The following is a 16,937-nucleotide window of genomic DNA, read 5'->3' as shown; positions in this document are numbered from 1 at the left end:
TGACGATGGGAGGTAAGTAGAACGTCATTCCGAGCCTGCGACAAATCTCGTGTGCTGACGTTGCAACTCACTATAATCCTTTATACTGCTATACGGCTACTTCGCCTCCACCAGCCGGCGCAAGTGCGGCAGCACAGCCAGTTCCGTCTGGCCGACGGGCACTTTCAGCGCGTCGAGCTGCTTGAGGGCGGCAGTTTGCGCGGCGGACGTGGGCGTCTGGCCTTTCTCCAGCAGCGCGAGGCGTTCCAGGGCCAGCGTGGCGGCGGTTTTCAGGTGAGTGGAAATCAGGGCATACTCCTGCAGCAGCGGGTTTTGCTGCAGTGTGGGCTGTACCAACGCATCGTTCTTTTGCCAAAGCTGGAGCTGGTCGCGGAGTTGGGGCAGGTAGCGGCGCACAGCAGAGGGCGCGGTGGTGCGGGCCATGAGCAACGTGTCTACCAGCTGCCCGAACTCCCGCGCTCCGTCCGATTCGGCGGGGGCGGCGTCCACGAGGCGGTTGAGCGGGGTCTGGGTGGTGTAGATGAAGCCTTGAAAGTGGCGCTTGTACTCCTTCACCGGCTCCAGCACCTGGGCCAGGGTACGCAGCGGGGGCACGGCCGCCGCTGAGCCGGCCAGCTGCCGCAGCAGCAGCTGCGGCGCCCGGCGGTGCTGCAAGCCCAGCGTTTCCAGTTGCGGACTCAGCAAGGCCAGCCGGCGGTACATATCGGGCACGTCGCGGACGGTGGCGGCACTCCACAACCGCTCCGCTACCGCGGCCGTCCGGGGCCAGATGCGCGAATCGACAATGATGGAATCCGCGAATTCGGCCCACATGGTGGCCTCGCCGCCTAATACCAGCTGCTGCTGGGCCGGGGTGAGGCCGGTGGCGTCGGGCAGCGGGTCGGTGGCGTAATGAAAGGCCGCCGATTGGTTCAGGTCGATGTAGTAGCCGCTGGAAAGCAGGGCCGGGTTGCCGGCCTTCACGGCGTCGAGCACGCCTTTCTTGCCCCGCCAGCTCTGGATTACGGCGTTGGTGGGCAGGCCCGGTCCCAGAATCTCGTCCCAGCCCACCATCGTTTTGCCATATTTGGTCACGATACCCAGTACGCGGCGGTTGAAATAGGTCTGAAGAGCGTGCTTGTCGAGGGTTTTACCATCAGCTTTGAGCATGCCGTTGGTGCGGGCAAAAGCCATGATGCGCGGACTGCGCCGCCACTGCCGCCCGTCGTTTTCGTCGCCCCCGATGTGGAAGTACGGGTCGGGAAACAGCCGCGTCATCTCCCCGAACAGCGTGTCGAGCAATGCGTACGTGGTTTCCTTGGTAGGGTCAAAGGCCACGTTAGCCAGCCGCCAGCTCTGGTACACGGTGTAGGTAGAGTCGTTGGATGATAACTCAGGGTAGGCCGCCTGCCAGGCAATGGTATGGCCCGGTACGTCGAACTCGGGCACCACCCGAATGCCGCGCCGGGCAGCGTAGCGGATAACATCGCGCACCTGCCGCTGCGAGTAGAACTGGCCGCTCACCTGCGAAAGGCGCGGCAGCGTGCGGCTTTCCACCCGGAAACCCTGATCGTCACTCAGATGCCAGTGCAGCACGTTGAGCTTGGTCGCCCACATGCCATCCAGGTTGCGCTTGATAACGGCTACGGGCATGAAATGGCGGGCTGCATCCATGAGCAAACCGCGCCAGGGGAAGCGCGGGGCGTCGGCCACATCTACTTCGGGCAACACGGAACCCCCCACCTTGTTGGGGGCCGCCAACTCCCGCAGGGTGGCCAGGCCGCGCAGCAGGCCCAGGTGGGTGGGCGCGTTGAGGGCCACGCCCATTGGCGTCACGCGCAGCGTGTACGATTCGTCCTCGCCCACCGTCAGCAGGTTGCCGGGGCGGCCATACTGCAGCACCAGCGCCGCCGTGGGCAGGGGGGAAGCCCGCCGCCGGTTGGCCCGGGTCCGACCCGGCAGCAGCACCGGCAGCACCAGCCGCTCCACGGCTTCCGCCACGGCCGAGTCGGCGGCAAGGGTGGCGGGCGTCTGCTGGGGCGTGAACACCTGCCAGGTGAAGTCGGGCTTCACCAGGAAGCGGCCCTGGCCCCAGTTGGCGCGGGTGGGCACCGGCAGCAGCATGCGGGTGGCTAGCGGAACGGTGGGCAGAGCGAAAACCGGGCGCGTGAGCAGGCACGCCAGCAACAACAGGAAGAAACGCATAGGCATGGGAAAGGCAAGCGGAGCGGAACGGCGAAGGTAGAAAGTTTGAAGGCGGGCGGAGTAAAAAGCCCGTCATCCTAAGCCCAGCGAAGGACTTTCTCACGCTATAACGACTATCGTACCAACGACTCGTTCGGGCGCAAAAAGGTCCTTCGATGGGCTTAGGATGACGGGCTATATTCCTGCAAGTTCCTCTCTCAAATCAGCCCTCGGGCCTTAAACTCCAGGTATTTGTTGATGGTATTTACCGTCAGGTTCTGGGGGGCGGTGAGCAGGGCGTGAATGCCGTAGCGGTTCAGCTCACGCACAATCTGGCGTTTTTCCTGGGCGAATTTCTCGGCTACCGTCTGGTTGTACACGTCCTGGGTGGTTTCGGTGGGGCCATCGAGGTAGGAGCGAAGCTCGGTATTCTCGAAAAAGACTACCAGCAGCAGGTGGTCTTTGGCCATGCGGCGCAGATAAGGTAGCTGGCGCTGCATGCCATAGAGCGTCTCGAAGTTGGTGAACAGGATGAGCAGGCTGCGCTGCCGGATATGACTGCGCACCGATACATAGAGCCGCTCGTAGTCGGTTTCGAGGTATTTGGTTTTCTGGCGGTAGAGCACTTCCAGCAGCTTGCGCAGGTGGCCGCTGCGCCGGTCGGCGGCCACCATAGCCCCGGGCTGGTGCGAAAAGGTCATCAGCCCGGCCTTATCGTGCTTGATGAGGGCAATGTTGCTAACCACCAGCGTGGCGTTGATGGCGTAATCGAGCAGGCTCAGGCCTTCGAAGGGCATGCGCATCACCCGGCCTTTGTCAATGAGGCAGTACACTTGCTGGGCCCGCTCGTCCTGGTAGTGGTTCACCACCAGCGAGTCGGCGGCCTCGGGCGTCGTGGCGCGGCGGGCGGTAGCTTTCCAGTTGATGTTGCGCGGGTCGTCGCCGGCCACGTAGGGCCGGATCTGCTCAAATTCCATGCTCTGGCCCACCCGCCGGATGCGCTTCACGCCGACTTCGGTGAGGCGGTTGTGAATGGCCAGCAGCTCGTACTGCCGCATCTGCAGAAATGATGGATACACCGGCACCACCCGGCTCTCATCGAACCGGAACCGCCGCCGCACCAAACCCAGCGGGGAGGCCGCGTACACGTTCATGGCCCCGAACTCGTACTCGCCGCGCTTGGTGGGCCGCAGCCGGTAGCTGATGATGCTGGTTTCGCCGGGCTTGATAGCGGCCCGGAACAGCACGTCGCGCCGCTGAAACTGGTGCGGAATCTCGTCAATCGTTTCGGTGCGGATGGGAAAGCGGTACAGGTTTTCGAGGTAGAGGGCAATATCGTTGTCGGAGCCGTTGGCCAGCTTGTCGCCCATTACTCGCCGCCCGAACACGCCCCCGCCGCCCGCATACAGCAGCACGATATCCACCACCATCAGGGCCACCGCCAGGCCCAGGCCCAGCTGCACCGGGGCCAGCCAGCCGGGCAGGAAAAACGCCACCACCAGCCCGGCAATCAGGGCGGTCATCAACAGAAAGAAGCGGCGGGTGAGAAAGAAGGATTTCAAGGACAGGGAAGAATAGTAAACGTCATGCTGAGCGCAGCGGAGTCGAAGCATCTCTGCCGCTTCGTTTTCACGATTGAGTTAGTCAGAGGTAGAGATGCTTCGACTCCGCTCCGCTGCGCTCAGCATGAAGTTCGATTGTACGCATATGCTCTACCGTGGCACTTCAATCTGCTGCAGAATCTGCTTCACCACATCGTCGGGAGTGCCGCCTTCCATTTCGCGCTCCGGGGTGAGCTGGATGCGGTGGCGCAGCACCATCGGGCACAGATACTGGATATCCTCGGGCGTCACGAAGTCGCGGCCACGCAGGGCAGCCAGGGCTTTGGCACCGTTGAGCAACGCCAGGGAGGCGCGGGGCGAAGCGCCCAGGTACAGGCCCTTGTGGGCGCGCGTCTGGCCTACCAGCCGGGCAATATATTCCAGCAACTTGGGCTCCACGTGTTGCCGTTGCACCTGTTCCCGCAGCTGCCGCAGATCCTCCGCCGATACCACGGCCTGCACTGCGTCCAGCGGCGCGCCGCCAAAACCGGCGTGGTGTCCCTGCAGGATAGCCACTTCTTCCTCCACGCTGGGGTAGCCCACGCTGAGCTTGAATAGGAACCGGTCGAGCTGAGCTTCGGGCAGGCGGTAAGTACCTTCCTGCTCAATGGGGTTTTGAGTGGCTAGCACCACAAACGGCGCGGGCATGGGGTAGCGGGTGCCGTCCTGGGTAATCTGGCGCTCCTCCATCACCTCAAACAGGGCCGACTGCGTTTTGGCCGGCGCCCGGTTGATTTCGTCAATCAGTACCACGCTGGCGAAGATAGGGCCGGGCCGGAACTCGAACTCGCCGCGTTGCGGTCGGAACACTGAGGTGCCCAGCACATCGGAGGGCATCAGGTCGGGAGTGAACTGCAGACGGCTAAACGGGACGCTCAGGGTGCGGGCGAGAAGTTTGGCCGTAAGGGTTTTGGCTACGCCGGGCACGCCTTCGAGCAGCACGTGACCATCAGCCAGCAACGCCACCAGCAGCAGCTCGGCCAGCGCCTGCTGACCCACAATCACTTTGCCCAACTCTTGGCGGATGGCCTCAGCGTGGCGGCTCAGGTGACTCAGGTCGGTGCGGGGAGCGAAAGAGGAGAGACTTTCCGTCGCCTCGGCTGCTGGGGTTTCGGGCGCTGCCGATAGGGACGGGGCCGGAGAAATGGGCAGGTTATCAGGTGAGTTGGGAGAAGAAGAATCCATATGATGAACGGAGAAATGACAGGTGGAAGTAGATTGGTATAATTATATCTGATATTCTGTATTATAGGCCCATAATATTTCTGCAAAGAAGCGAATCACTTATATTAAAATAGTTATAAATTAGTTAAATTCAATTAATAGAGATAATGCAATCTTAGGCAGCTGTCTGCCGGAAGGCTAAAATAGCTTTGTTCAAATTCAGCAGTTCAGTGTCAGAAATTTGCGGGGCAGTGAGCAGGAAATTGATACGACGTACCAGCGCGTCTATCTCCTGTCGCGCAACTCCGGATTTCTGGGAGAGTCGCTCCCGGGTGTCAGCATCGGTCAGGTCGAGGGCAGGCTCGTGGTAGCGGGTGCGCAGATGCTCCAGAAACAACCCAATTTTCTTTTCAGCAATAAGCGCGTGGCTGCTCCCCTGGCGGTATAGGCCCGCCACGGTACGCGTAAAAAGCAGCGTCGTATTTGGTAGGGGTTTCAATATTGGAATGACACGCTGCCGACGTCGGGCCTCAATGCCCACAAACAGTATAGCTACCGCCAGGGTCAGGTACATGGCATAGCGCAAGGCCTCGTGTTCCAGTAATACCCGTAGTAATGACTGCTCACCCCGGCGCCCCTGCTTCTGGTACTCATCCCACCACACAGTGCGGCCGGTGGGTAGGTAAGACAGAGACGAAAACGCGAAGTTGCTGGTGCGTGGCTGTAGCAGATAATAGTTAGAAAACGCTAGCGGCACTGAGCAGAGGTATAGGTGTCCGCGGCCATGCGGTACGCGTAGCAACACCGGCTGGCCTTGTTCATCGGTGGCCAGTTGAGTAGCCTTGTCCGCTATATTTTGTTTGGCCTGCAGGCGGCTGGAGGCTGCCAACAACGGCAGCCGAACTCCGGCTTTGGTGGCTAATGTTGGGTTACTGAACTGCAGCCGCACAGAGTCATTGGCAAGTAGGGCCTTCGCGGAGGTTTTTCGCAGCTTGATGGATGGCGTGTACACGGAAGTTTTAAACCCCACGGTATCCGCAAAGAAGGAATCAAAGTTTTCGGCGGCAATCAGGACATCATTTCCCCGTGCTATATGCCGCAGCAGGGAACGACAATCCTGGCGGCTCAGCTCGAAGGAATTAGCCACAAACAGGTACGTAGCCGGTTGGTAGTCGCCATCCGAAAGGCCAGCAGCATAGTCCCGGTCATCGTTGTCAGTGGGCTGCCCTTCGTTGGGCTGCTCGGTATTGGCCGGCGGCGTTTTGGGCGTGCCGGCAGCGGTTGTTGCAGCGGAATCAGCAGGTGTGCCGTTCGTTACGGAGTCGAGTTGCTCAATCAACTCATCACGTTCGGCCGCTGCGGCTGAGGTAGCGGAGTCTGTAACTGCCGTGGCAGGAAGGTCGTCTTCATCTACCCCTTCAATCTGGCTGTAGATGGGGGCCCGCACAGTACGTACATCGGCACGCGGTACGCCCAGCATACCGGGCAACTGATCGAACAACACGTAAGTGCCGTAAGGGATTTTGTCTTCATTCTGAAGCGTTGGGCTCCAGTCGAGCGGCTTGGGGCGGTAATACTCTACGGCCACATACGCTGCAAACAGCAGTCCCAGCCCCAGCATATACCAACGGAAAGTCGTCATGGTAGTAGGTAGTTAGGCAGCCTGTGAGGTAGACGAGAGGCGGCGCTCAAAGGCCTGCCGGGTAGTGCGCGCGCGCTCGTAGTCGTCAGCTGTGAGGTCATCCTGCTCCCCGTACCACACGTACTCAAACTGGCGTGTCAGTTCCCGGAAGGATTCAGGCAAGGGGCCAGTGGGCAATTCGTAGAGGTAGTCATGATTGGTTTTGTCGGGCTGCCACTTAATAAGTCCTTTGTCAGAAAGCTGCCTCAACACCCGCAAATAGCCCAGGCGCACAGCCAAGCGGTAATTCCGTGCTTCTTCGGCCTGCGTCAGTAGCACATCGAGGTCGAGGGCATGTAGGTCTTCGGTTTCGGCGTCATAGCTCAAGGCGGCGCGGCGCGGGGCGCGTCCAAAGGCGCGGGTCAGGTCCACCTGCATCAGCTTGAGCACCACAAACACCAGCGCCACTACCAGAAAGGCGTAAATGCCATATTGCCAGATAAATTTGCCCGAAGGTGTAGCCAGCAGTTCGGCTAGCCAGCGCCAGAAGCGTAGCCAGAGCATGTCCCAGGCGCTCAGTTCACTTTTTACCTCCACGTAGCGGAAGTCACGTTGGCCGCGTAGCTCCCGTAGGCGTTCCGCGTCGGGTTGGCGCAGGCGCAGGGCCGGGTTGTTATCGGCAGGAAGCACGCGGATGGTCGCTTGCGTGGTACTGTCGGGCGCAACCGCTGCGGCTGCTGGTCTGGTCAGCAGCAACATTAGTACCAGCAGCCGGACCGGCAGGCGGCCGGTCCAGCTGCGTAATCCGATGGAAAAAAGAGAAGCCAACGACACGTACTGAATAGCGAAAAGAAGAGGACTGCCGGAGTCAGCCTTGAATGAATGAACCTAGACTTCTATCCAACGATAGGTAGCTAGTGGCTAGTACTCGCCCTCGTCATCGGGCCGGAAACTGGCATTTTGCACCGTGGGTGCGGCCGTAGAGCCCAGGGAGGCGATTATGTTGCGCATGCCCAAGCCCTCCTTTTTCTCCACCAGATTGAAGTATTGAAAGGCGTATGCTACCATGAGTAGCGAGTAGAGTAGTATGCTACCTACCGAGGAGATAATACTGCTACCCACCATCAGCACATCGGAAGACAAAAAAGGCCAGTGCAGTAATTTTCCTATCACGGCAAAAATCTGGGTTATCGAGAACACCATGCCCAGCATACTTACAATAATAGACATGACAATGGACAGGCCCAGCATGCTCCACCAGTGGCCTTTTAGCAGGTGCATACTGCGGCTAATACCGGTACCCACGCCGGCGTCCTCAAACACCTGCGTTGTCCAGATCAGGCTCAGGGCCACCGAGAGATAGATACCGGGGATGATGAGTAAAAATGTGCCCAGCATTGAGATGATAATGGCGGCTAGCGCCCCCAGCAGCAGCATCGGGAAACGGCGAGCTACTATGCGGCCCACCTGCTGTGGCGTCACCGGCTCGTGGGCGGGCTGTTCCATGCGCAGCCGGATGTACCCATACACAGTAGCGGCCAGCAACGCGTAACTTAACAGCATTCCTACCAGTCCAATTCCGGCCAAAGGGTTATCAAATCTTTGAACGGCAGAACCGGAAAGTGCTCCGTCCATGGTGTTGTAGGTGTAGTTATTGGTAATACCCAGGCCCAAGCCCGCCAGTAAGGCTACGGGTACCACAAAGTACATAACGCACTTACCCAGCGGCCGCCAGTGCGCCCCGAGAAATTCGAACGTAGCCGTTATCTTCTGACCAAAGTCCCGTTCCTGCCGAAAATCAGCCTCTTGAGTAAATTTTTGTTGCATAGCTCTGAGATTACGAAAGCGCGGGAAGTGGAAGGTGAGGTACGCGGGCAGCCAGCCGGCGCGGATACACGACAAAATACCAGATGATAAATGCCGCTGAACTGCCAATAATCAGCAGGCTCAGGAACAGCGGCATTTCGGTGTGGCGCGTTACGAAGCCTTCCAGAAACCCGGCCATGATGAAAATGGGAACTAACCCAATGGCCAGCTTGAGGCCGTCGCGGGCGGCTTGGCGGAACGAGTCGGCGCGGGAGTAAGTACCGGGAAAAAGCATGCCCCTTGCCATCACCAGGCCCGCACCGCCCGCCAGCACAATGGCCGATATTTCGAGGGTTCCGTGAATCCAGATGGTGAGTACAGACGGCAGCAGCACACCTTTCTGGTAGAAGAAATACTGGAAAGAGCCTAGCATTACGCCATTGCGGAACAGGGCCCACACGGTGCCCAACCCCAGCGTGGCGCCCAGTGCGTAGGCCAGCAGAGCCACATAAATGTTATTGAGCGTGATGGCCAAAAACATGGGCGTTTCGCTCATGCCCTTGTACACGGCCATTGGGTCGCCCCGCTCAATGTTTTCGAGGGTGCGATTTACGTAGGCGTCGCCCAGCACTACCCGCACAAAGCTTTCATCGTAAGCCGCCGAAAGGGCTCCGATAAAGGTGAATAGCAGAAACAGGCCCAGCGCCACGGCCAGCGTGCGGTGGTGGCGGGCAACCAGCAACGGTAATTCCTGCCGCCAGAAATCCACGAATCGGCCTGTCGATTCGGTTTTGTTCTTGTAAAGCGTCTGGTGTTGCCGGGCCGTCAGGTCGTTGAGGTAGCGCGTGGTGGGGGAGCCGGGATAGAACGTCTGGGCATAGGCCAGATCATCGGTGAGGGCCACGAAGCGGACCGCCAGATCCTCCGGGTTAGCGGCGCGCTGCTCATATTGCTTCCAGCGGGCTTGGTTTTGACGCAGAAATACGGCTTCACGCATAAAATATCGGGCAAAACAGGGCCCCGGAACCCGCAGGATATATTCAAAGAGGATGCACCGAAGTTAGCAGCTCAAGCTGTACTTTGCGCAACATTCCCGACCCGCGAAGATTGGTAAAAATTCGCAGGCTACGGTGTATTTCCTTGTCTTCTTTTATTTTACCCAGATGAGTACTATCCGCGTCCAGACCACGCAAAACGTTACGCTTGAGTACGAGGTAGCCAGTGCCGGTGACCGGGTGTTGGCCACCATCATTGATAACGTAGTCATCTTCGCCTGGGCCATTGCCTGGGTACTGTTGGCCAGCGCGCTGGGTATGACTAACAACGAAAGCGTGTTAGCCGTGGTCGGCATTATCCTGATAGTATTGCCCGCTTTGTTCTATCACCTTATCTGCGAGATATTCTTTAACGGCCAGAGCATTGGGAAAAAGGCCCGGGATATCAAGGTAATCCGCCTTGACGGTACCACGCCCCGCTTCGGCGACTACCTGCTCCGCTGGATTTTGCGCCTCGTGGATACGGCGTTTATGGGTGGCCTCATTGCGCTGGTAGTCGTCCTGATGAATGGCAAAGGACAGCGCATTGGGGACATTGCGGCGGGCACTTCGGTAGTTAGCACGCGGCCTCGGCAAGCGGCTGGGGCGCTGGCACCGGCCTTCACGGAAGCTGGCTACGTAGTTGTATTTCCCGCCGCCGCCCGCCTCGCTGACCACGACGTGGCCACTATTCGCCAGCTGTTGCAAAAGGGCTTGGCCGGTGAAAACTATGTGCTACTCCACGAATTGGCCACTAAAGTAAAAGACCTGACCGACATCCGTACTGACCTACCGGATGAGGCGTTCCTGCGCACCATACTGCGCGACCATTCCCACTTAGCTGCCCAGGAAAGTCCCCACGCCTAGCTGCTGAGGTGCACCTCTCTGCTCCATAAAAAAAGGCCCGCTCTATTATAGAGCGGGCCTTTTTTTATGGAGCAGAGAGGTGCTTATTTCGCTGATACTACGCGGGTATTGCTGTACTTGTCGTGCCAGCCTAGGTCGCTAAACAGAAACGACAGCGCATCCAACAGCGGAATGAGCCGCCACAGGCTCCGGGCGCGGGCGGCTTCATCCGTCAGAGGCGAGCCATCGGCCATAACGGCCTTTGTGCCGGTGAGGCGCTTGCCGATAGTAAGGCCATTGCTTTTCTCCTGCATATAGTAGTAGAAAAACTGCAATACCAAGCTTACCAGAAAGCTCAGGCCAACCCCGGAGTTCATGCCCCGCAGTACAGTGTAAGAAATGATGTTGCTGACAATCCCGAGTAGGATGCCATCTACTAAGGCATTGATAAAGCGGGTGCCCTTACTAACTGGTACCAGAGTACTGGTATTGGATGAGTTGAATGGGGCGTTAATAGGTTCCATATAAGGAAGTTTGTGGATGAAAGGAACCGCCAATATAGAAAAAACATAATGTGCGTCAGCTAGAAGTAACGAATAGTTAATATGCTTTCGGTCCGGCCGGCCTCTTTCGGCTTCGGAATAAAACGAACGAGCCGTCCTGTCTTTGAAGACAGGACGGCTCGTTTACTTCAGCTTGGGGCAGACAGTGGGCTATTGCACCAGCACCCGCTGCGTCCCAGCCGACTCTCCATCTACCGTCAGGCGCAGGAAATACACGCCGGCCCGGCGGTTGGCTGGCTGCCAGTCGAGCGTGTGCGAGCCAGCGGTGAGGCTGCCGGTAGCTTTCCGCTCCACGGTACGGCCCAGCGCATCAGTCAGGATGAGTTCGGCTTGTCCGGCGCGGGGCAGGCGGAAGGTTACCCGGGCAGCGTCGGTTACCGGGTTCGGATAGAGGCTGAAACCGGTGGCCACGTCGGGCTGACGGACGCCGGTGGTCACGCCGGTAGCCGGGGCCACGGCAAGGTCGCGCACGGCAATGCCGTTGCCAATCAGGACCGGCGCGGTGGCGGCCCCGGTAGTCAGGTTCAGGGAGTATAGGCTGGAGTTGGCCGAAGTACCCGAAGCAGCTACCAGATACGCTGTGTTGGTGCCGGCGGCGGGGCTGAAAATATCAATGTCCACGTTCGGGCCGGCCGTTACCGTCACGCCCGAAGCGCCGATGGTGTTGAGCGTACCTGCATTAGGCGGGTCTTGGCGCACGAGAACGTTCAGGGCTTCATCGTAGCCGAACAGAGTAGTGGTACGGGCCGCGTCGGCGCCGCCGGGGAAGCTGTTGGTGTACGCTACCGAGCCCAGGGCCGGGGTAGCGGCGGCATTAGCATCGGTGGTGGCGTAGGTGATGGTGCCATCCACCGTGGGAGCGGCCGTGCCATCGTTGGGGTTGATGCGGAAGTTGGCGCGGTTCGCACCCACTATCCGGATGCGGTCCACCGTTGGGTTGAAATCAAACCCGATGCTGCCCGTGCCCAGTGGCAGGCTCAGTGAGCTGCTGATGGCCGTGGCCACGCCGGTAGTGGCGTTAATGGTATAGAGCTGGCCGGTCTGGGCCGTGGCGTTGTAGCCCAGCGCGTACAGCGCACCATTCAGCGGCCGTACGTCCATGCCCACCACGGTTTGCGTAGTCGCCACGCCTGTTAGGCCCACCGAAGTACGAATGGTGCCGGGGGAGTTGGTATCGAAGGTGAGTAGGTTGGTGCCGGCCAGCGCGTAGGCTAGTTGGCCCGTAACGGCCGGCAGCGTAGCCGGGCGGTCAATGGCAAAGGCAATATCAGTTATGGCCACAAAAGAGCCTACACCAATGTCGCCTACCTGGGTCGTAGCACCGTTTGCGAGGTTGATGGTGTAGAGCGTAGTAAGGCTGGATGCAGTAGCCACTGACAAATAAGCCGTATTCGTGCCGGTGGTAGCATTGAAATAGATGTCCAGATCAGTAGCCTGAAGCTGGCTCTGGCTGTTGATGGGTATGCTTAGCGTACCAAGGGTGTTCAGCGTCCCATCATTCGGCGGGCTTTGGCTTACCAGGCGGTTGTTGGCTTCGTCCAGGTTGTAGAGCGTGGTGCTGGTGGCACCAATGAAGCTGTTGGTATAAGCCGAGGAGCCTACGCCGGGTATCTGGGCCGCGTTGGCATCGGTGGGGGCGTAGGTCAGGGTGCCGTCGGTGAAAGCCAGCGCGCCGTTGTTGGGGTTCAGGCGAAAGTTAGCCCGGTTTCCCCCAGTCACCCGGATACGATCCACGGTGGGGTTAAAGTCGAACCCGATACGCAGAATGTTAGTGCCCAAATCTAGGGTCAGCGCGTTGCCCACGGCTGTAACTGCGCCGGTGGTACGGTTGATGGTGTACAGCTGGGCCTGCGTGCCGGTGGGGTTGTAGCCTAAAGCAAACAACTCACCCGTATTCGGCCGGAAGTCAATGCCAACAATGGCCTGACCTGCCGTGAAGCCAGTAATAGCCACCGACGAGGCAAGGTTGCTAGGGGCAGCCGCGTTAAACGAAACCAGATTAACTACGGCGGGGGAGCTGGTGCTGGACAGCCCATAAACCGTTTGGGCCGAAGCGGAAGATAAACCCAACAAACCCAGTGCACCCAGCAGCAGACCGCCGCGGCGAGTAGATAGTGTAAACATGAAAAAAAGTAGTAGTTGGTGAATGAAGAAGAAGTTGATGAGTAGCGAAATGCTGGACGTATCTACGGGTGCTTTCAGTAAATAGCTAGGGGTTAATGTGGTTTTAATCTTGCAAGGCCTTTTTGGGACCTAAAAGCCAAAAAACTGCACACTTCATCACGCAAAACGACCTGCCAGAAAGCTAGCAGGTCGTTGTTACTATACAGTTGCGTGGGTGCCGGGTTTAGCCCGCCGATACGGCCTTGCGGCGACTGGCGGTTTTAGGGGCGCGCTCCTCGCCCTGGGCCAGCAATTCGTCGTCGCGCTCGGTTTTCTTTGACCAGCTCAGCGAGTACAGATCTTTGCGCCGGTCACGCAGGTTACGTACCGCGCCACTCGTATTAAGATCTTTGAGCAAATCCAGGTCGAGGTCAGCAATGAGAGTCATTTCCGTGTTCGGGGTGGCTTCGGCTACAATGGCATCGTGCGGGAAGGCAAAGTCGGAGGGGCTGAACACGGCAGACTGCGAGTACTGGATGTCCATGTTCTCTACGCGCGGCAGGTTGCCCACCGAGCCGGTAATGGCCACGTAACACTCGTTTTCGATGGCCCGGGCCTGGGCGCAGAGGCGCACGCGCTGGTAGGCATTCTTGGTGTCGGTCCAGAAAGGCACGAACAGGATTTTCATGCCTTCATCGGAGAGCATCCGCGAGAGTTCGGGGAACTCCACGTCGTAGCAGATCAGAATGCCGATTTTGCCAAAATCCGTGTCGAAGCATCGTAGCTTGTCGCCGCCGCGCATGCCCCAGTAGCTGGCCTCGTCGGGCGTAATGTGCAGCTTGTACTGCTCGTCCACGGTGCCGTCGCGGCGGCAGAGGTAGCTCACGTTGTAGAGCTTGCCGTCCTCATAAAGCGGCATGGAGCCGGCAATGACGTTGATGTTATAGCTCACGGCCAGCTCCATCATCTTGGTTTTGATGGGCTCGGTGAAGGCCGCCATCGAACGAATGGCTACGGAAGGTGACTCCTCGTTGGTGAGGGCCATCATGGGGGCATTGAAGAACTCGGGAAACAGCACGCAGTCAGCTTTGTAGCCCGATACGGTGTCCACGAAGAATTCAATCTGCTGGAAAAAGTCCTCCAGGTTCTTAGTGGCGCGCATCTGCCACTGCACAATGCCAATGCGTACGTTCGACTTCTGGTTACCGATCAGCTTGTCGAATTCCTCGTCGTAGTACACGTTGATCCACTCCAGCAGCGTGGCGTAGGCCTTGCTTTCGGAATCGTAGGGCAAATACCCGCGGATGAGCTTGCGGACGTAGAAGTCGTTGGAAAGCTGGAAGGTGAGAATGGGGTCGGTGAGCTCCTTATTGCGCACCATTTCCACGTACTTGGCCGGCGTCATTTCGTTGGCGTAGGCAGCGTAGCCAGGAATGCGGCCCCCAGCTACCATGGCCCGTAGGTTCAGGTTTTCGCACAACTCTTTGCGGGCATCATACAGGCGGCGGCCCAGGCGCAGGCTGCGGTATTCGGGGTCTACGAATACGTCTACGCCGTAGAGCGTGTCGCCGTCGGCGTTATGGGTGTCGAACTTGCCCTGGCCGGTAATTTTGGAATAGGTGTGCCGGTCACCGAAATCGGAGTACTGCACGATGATGGCCAGCGCGGCGGCTACCACCTGGCCGTTGTCCTCGATACAGATCTGGCCTTCGGGAAATTTCTTCAGCAGCGCGTTGTACTCATCCTGGGCCCAGGCACCCTCCATATTGGAGTACACCTTGTCCATGATTTCCTTTACGGCTTTAAAGTCAGTGCGTTTGAGGGCGCGCAGCACCAGTTTATGGGCCGGTACGGCCGTAGGCGTCATCAACTCAGGAGCGGCCGGCATACCGGGCAGCGTCTGTTTTTTAGCGGAACCACCGCCAGCTTTCCCATTGGAACTCGTGGGCATATCGATGCGGAAAAATGAAAGTCGGAAGAAAGGAGCAAAGGTACCAGCTCCGGCGGGCCGGTTGCTACTAGTACGGCTGCGTAACAGCTTCGGTGACAAAAAGTGTCAGTAAGGCGTCAGGGCGTGTTAGGCTGTGACCTTATGCAGCATTTATGGTTTTCAGAGCATCTTTCAGCATCTCTAGTTCCGCTTCGGCACCAGTGAGGTTGTTTTTGTATCGACGTTTTTGAATGTTGAGATGACGGAAAGAAGGATGTGTCAGCAGCACCAGCGTTGTTTTTACATCGTTACTAAACGTAGCATCGCACATAAGCTGCTGGCCAGCGTTATCAATTTCAGTGATAGTCTGAAGTTGTTTCCAAGGTCGAAGGTCTTCTACCATCGTAGCCAGAAATTTAGCGGGCATCTTACCAAGCACCAGTATTAGCCTGGGACGCTGCATCTCTAGCTGTTTAAGAAAAAAATCCTGACACTCTATGATAAAATCCGGATGCTTAAAAGCAGGGGAATCACCAGTATTCTTCTGTTTATTCTGACTCCCAGGAGATAAGTCGACCCGTACGCCCATGATGGCGTTGGTAAAAAAGCACGACTGAGGCGAAATTCTCACTTCTTCCAGTAGGGCCAGCAAGTTTCGCCAAGTTGGGTTCTGCTTTATGTTTTCCTGACCTGCTGCTTCTGCCTTGCTAAAATTGGCTTCTACATCAAAGTCTTGTCCAACAACCATGATTGGTTTGTCAGAAATGATGGAGCTATCATCGAAGGTGCCCTTACCGCCTGGAAAGAAGGCTCGACCTTTTACCTCTCCAGCCACAGGCTTCATGCAAGCAGGATAAGATAACTTCCGAACCTGTGTGAGCAAACTACCTATTTCTGTCATTGTACTGAATTTCAATGCTGATAATATTTGATGTCTGTTGAATTTGCGCTACTCCCGCACCACCCGCCGCACAGCCACGCCCTCGGCAGTTTGCACCCGCAGTAGCAGCACGCCCCGGAAGCGGCCGAATGCTTCAGTTGGAACGGCGGCCTCTCCGTTTTTCAGGGTAGTAACCCGCTGAAAAAGCTGTCGGCCGGCTAAGTCGGTACCCGTGAGTGTCACCAGGCCCGTTGCTGGCAGGTGCAACCGGAGCGGCTGATTGCCGGTAATGGGGTTTGGGTATACGGCTACCGCCGAGGCTGGGAGGACAGTTGCGGTTCTGAGCGGGCCCGTAATCCGCCGGTACACGTCGCGGTACTCCACGCGGGAAATGGTTTCCTGGCCGGCTATCTGGGTGGTGGTGATAGTGAGCAGGGGAATGTGCTGTCCCTGGGCCAGCCACTTATACTCCCGCATCACGGGCAAGTCAAAACCCTGGTTGATACCCCCCGCTGAAAGGCTGTCGTGGTCTTCAATACGAGTCACCACGCGCACCGTCTGGAACACCCCGAAAGGAGTTGTGAGGCTCCCCCAGGCGTCGGGGCGGTTCACGCGCTTACGTCGTTGGCTGAGGTAGCCGGTGCCGGGAACGGTGAGGCTGAAAAATGAGCGGCTCGAATCGGGGGCGCTGGCGTAGCTCAGCGGAAAGCGGTAGATGACGTCCTGTTCAGCGGCCGAAGCATAAGTAGCCGGTACGGCCGTGGTGCCCAGCTTACCGCCGTAGCCTACGGAGCGAAAATCAGCGTTGGAAGCGTTGAAGAACTGGTACGGCTCGGTGATAGGCAGGGCCAGTCCGGGCGGCAGCGGTACGGCCTGCGGCGAGGCCACGGTGGCCCGGTTGCTGCCACTCAGCGCCGAGTTGAATGTGAACGTATACAGCGGCTCGGCTGGGACTGTCGTGAAACTGGCTACGTTTTGGGCGGTGGCTGTCAAGGCCGCGTAATTCCACGTCTGGTTGGCGCCGTTGCGGCTGAGGGGCGGCGCGCTGGCCGGCAGGGCGGGTAGGGCGGTGCTCTGGCGCAGCGTATCGGTGGGCACCGGCATATCGGCCCGGGTGATGGTTGGGGAAGTTTGCGCCTGGCTTGTAAAGCTCAGGCCGGCAAACAGACCGGAAAATAACAGGGCGTAGCGGTGTCGCATGAGAACCAGGGCATCAGGATTGACGG

General features: G+C 58.4%; 13 protein-coding genes. 1 reads left to right on the top strand and 12 read right to left on the bottom strand.

The genetic code is table 11. The features are described from left to right. Window positions 1-96: 96 nt before the first annotated feature. From EI293_RS00360 to EI293_RS00330, 7 genes are all read right to left on the bottom strand, one after another. Window positions 97-2,184: a beta-N-acetylhexosaminidase gene (locus EI293_RS00360; protein ID WP_170170186.1), complete on the bottom strand. Its 2,088-nt coding sequence runs from the start codon at window positions 2,182-2,184 to the stop codon at window positions 97-99. A 197-nt stretch (window positions 2,185-2,381) separates the two neighbouring features. After that, window positions 2,382-3,686, bottom strand: a complete 1,305-nt coding sequence (locus tag EI293_RS00355; RefSeq protein WP_170170261.1) for a DUF58 domain-containing protein — start codon at window positions 3,684-3,686, stop codon at window positions 2,382-2,384. Window positions 3,687-3,875: 189 nt separating this feature from the next. Then, window positions 3,876-4,769 carry an AAA family ATPase gene (locus tag EI293_RS00350; RefSeq protein ID WP_246010547.1) on the bottom strand — a complete coding sequence of 298 codons (894 nt, stop codon included), beginning with the start codon at window positions 4,767-4,769 and terminating at the stop codon, window positions 3,876-3,878. Window positions 4,770-5,103: 334 nt separating this feature from the next. After that, on the bottom strand, window positions 5,104-6,570 hold the full coding sequence (locus EI293_RS00345; protein ID WP_125434620.1) for a DUF4350 domain-containing protein: 1,467 nt from the start codon (window positions 6,568-6,570) through the stop codon (window positions 5,104-5,106). 12 nt (window positions 6,571-6,582) lie between these two features. Beyond that, window positions 6,583-7,377, bottom strand: coding sequence for a DUF4129 domain-containing protein (locus tag EI293_RS00340; RefSeq protein ID WP_125434618.1), 795 nt, complete (start codon window positions 7,375-7,377; stop codon window positions 6,583-6,585). A gap of 93 nt (window positions 7,378-7,470) precedes the next feature. After that, window positions 7,471-8,376 (bottom strand): hypothetical protein, encoded by a 906-nt coding sequence (locus EI293_RS00335; protein WP_125434616.1) that lies wholly within the window; start codon window positions 8,374-8,376, stop codon window positions 7,471-7,473. Window positions 8,377-8,386: 10 nt separating this feature from the next. Continuing rightward, the gene (locus tag EI293_RS00330) at window positions 8,387-9,352 is read right to left on the bottom strand and encodes a stage II sporulation protein M (RefSeq protein ID WP_125434614.1); all 966 of its coding nucleotides are present in this window, start codon (window positions 9,350-9,352) and stop codon (window positions 8,387-8,389) included. 166 nt (window positions 9,353-9,518) lie between these two features. Here EI293_RS00330 and EI293_RS00325 point away from each other — a divergent pair, with 166 nt between their 5' ends. Beyond that, a complete protein-coding gene (locus EI293_RS00325; RefSeq protein ID WP_125434612.1) occupies window positions 9,519-10,256 on the top strand; it encodes an RDD family protein in 738 nt (245 codons plus the stop codon). An 83-nt stretch (window positions 10,257-10,339) separates the two neighbouring features. Here EI293_RS00325 and EI293_RS00320 read toward each other — a convergent pair whose 3' ends face one another. From EI293_RS00320 to EI293_RS00300, 5 genes are all read right to left on the bottom strand, one after another. Then, window positions 10,340-10,759: an RDD family protein gene (locus tag EI293_RS00320; RefSeq protein ID WP_125434610.1), complete on the bottom strand. Its 420-nt coding sequence runs from the start codon at window positions 10,757-10,759 to the stop codon at window positions 10,340-10,342. A 189-nt stretch (window positions 10,760-10,948) separates the two neighbouring features. Further along, a complete protein-coding gene (locus tag EI293_RS00315; RefSeq protein WP_125434608.1) occupies window positions 10,949-12,922 on the bottom strand; it encodes a DUF4394 domain-containing protein in 1,974 nt (657 codons plus the stop codon). A 223-nt stretch (window positions 12,923-13,145) separates the two neighbouring features. Then, window positions 13,146-14,768 carry a bifunctional GNAT family N-acetyltransferase/carbon-nitrogen hydrolase family protein gene (locus EI293_RS00310; protein WP_125436225.1) on the bottom strand — a complete coding sequence of 541 codons (1,623 nt, stop codon included), beginning with the start codon at window positions 14,766-14,768 and terminating at the stop codon, window positions 13,146-13,148. 223 nt (window positions 14,769-14,991) lie between these two features. Next, window positions 14,992-15,675: a uracil-DNA glycosylase family protein gene (locus EI293_RS00305; protein WP_170170185.1), complete on the bottom strand. Its 684-nt coding sequence runs from the start codon at window positions 15,673-15,675 to the stop codon at window positions 14,992-14,994. Between the two features lie 105 nt (window positions 15,676-15,780). Beyond that, the gene (locus EI293_RS00300) at window positions 15,781-16,911 is read right to left on the bottom strand and encodes a T9SS type A sorting domain-containing protein (protein ID WP_125434604.1); all 1,131 of its coding nucleotides are present in this window, start codon (window positions 16,909-16,911) and stop codon (window positions 15,781-15,783) included. Between the last annotated feature and the right edge of the window lie 26 nt (window positions 16,912-16,937).

It is taken from the genome of Hymenobacter perfusus (assembly GCF_003944765.1).
Classification (GTDB): domain Bacteria; phylum Bacteroidota; class Bacteroidia; order Cytophagales; family Hymenobacteraceae; genus Hymenobacter; species Hymenobacter perfusus.
Note: the sequence above shows the minus strand (reverse complement) of the source record. Positions and strands in the feature narration are given on the sequence as shown.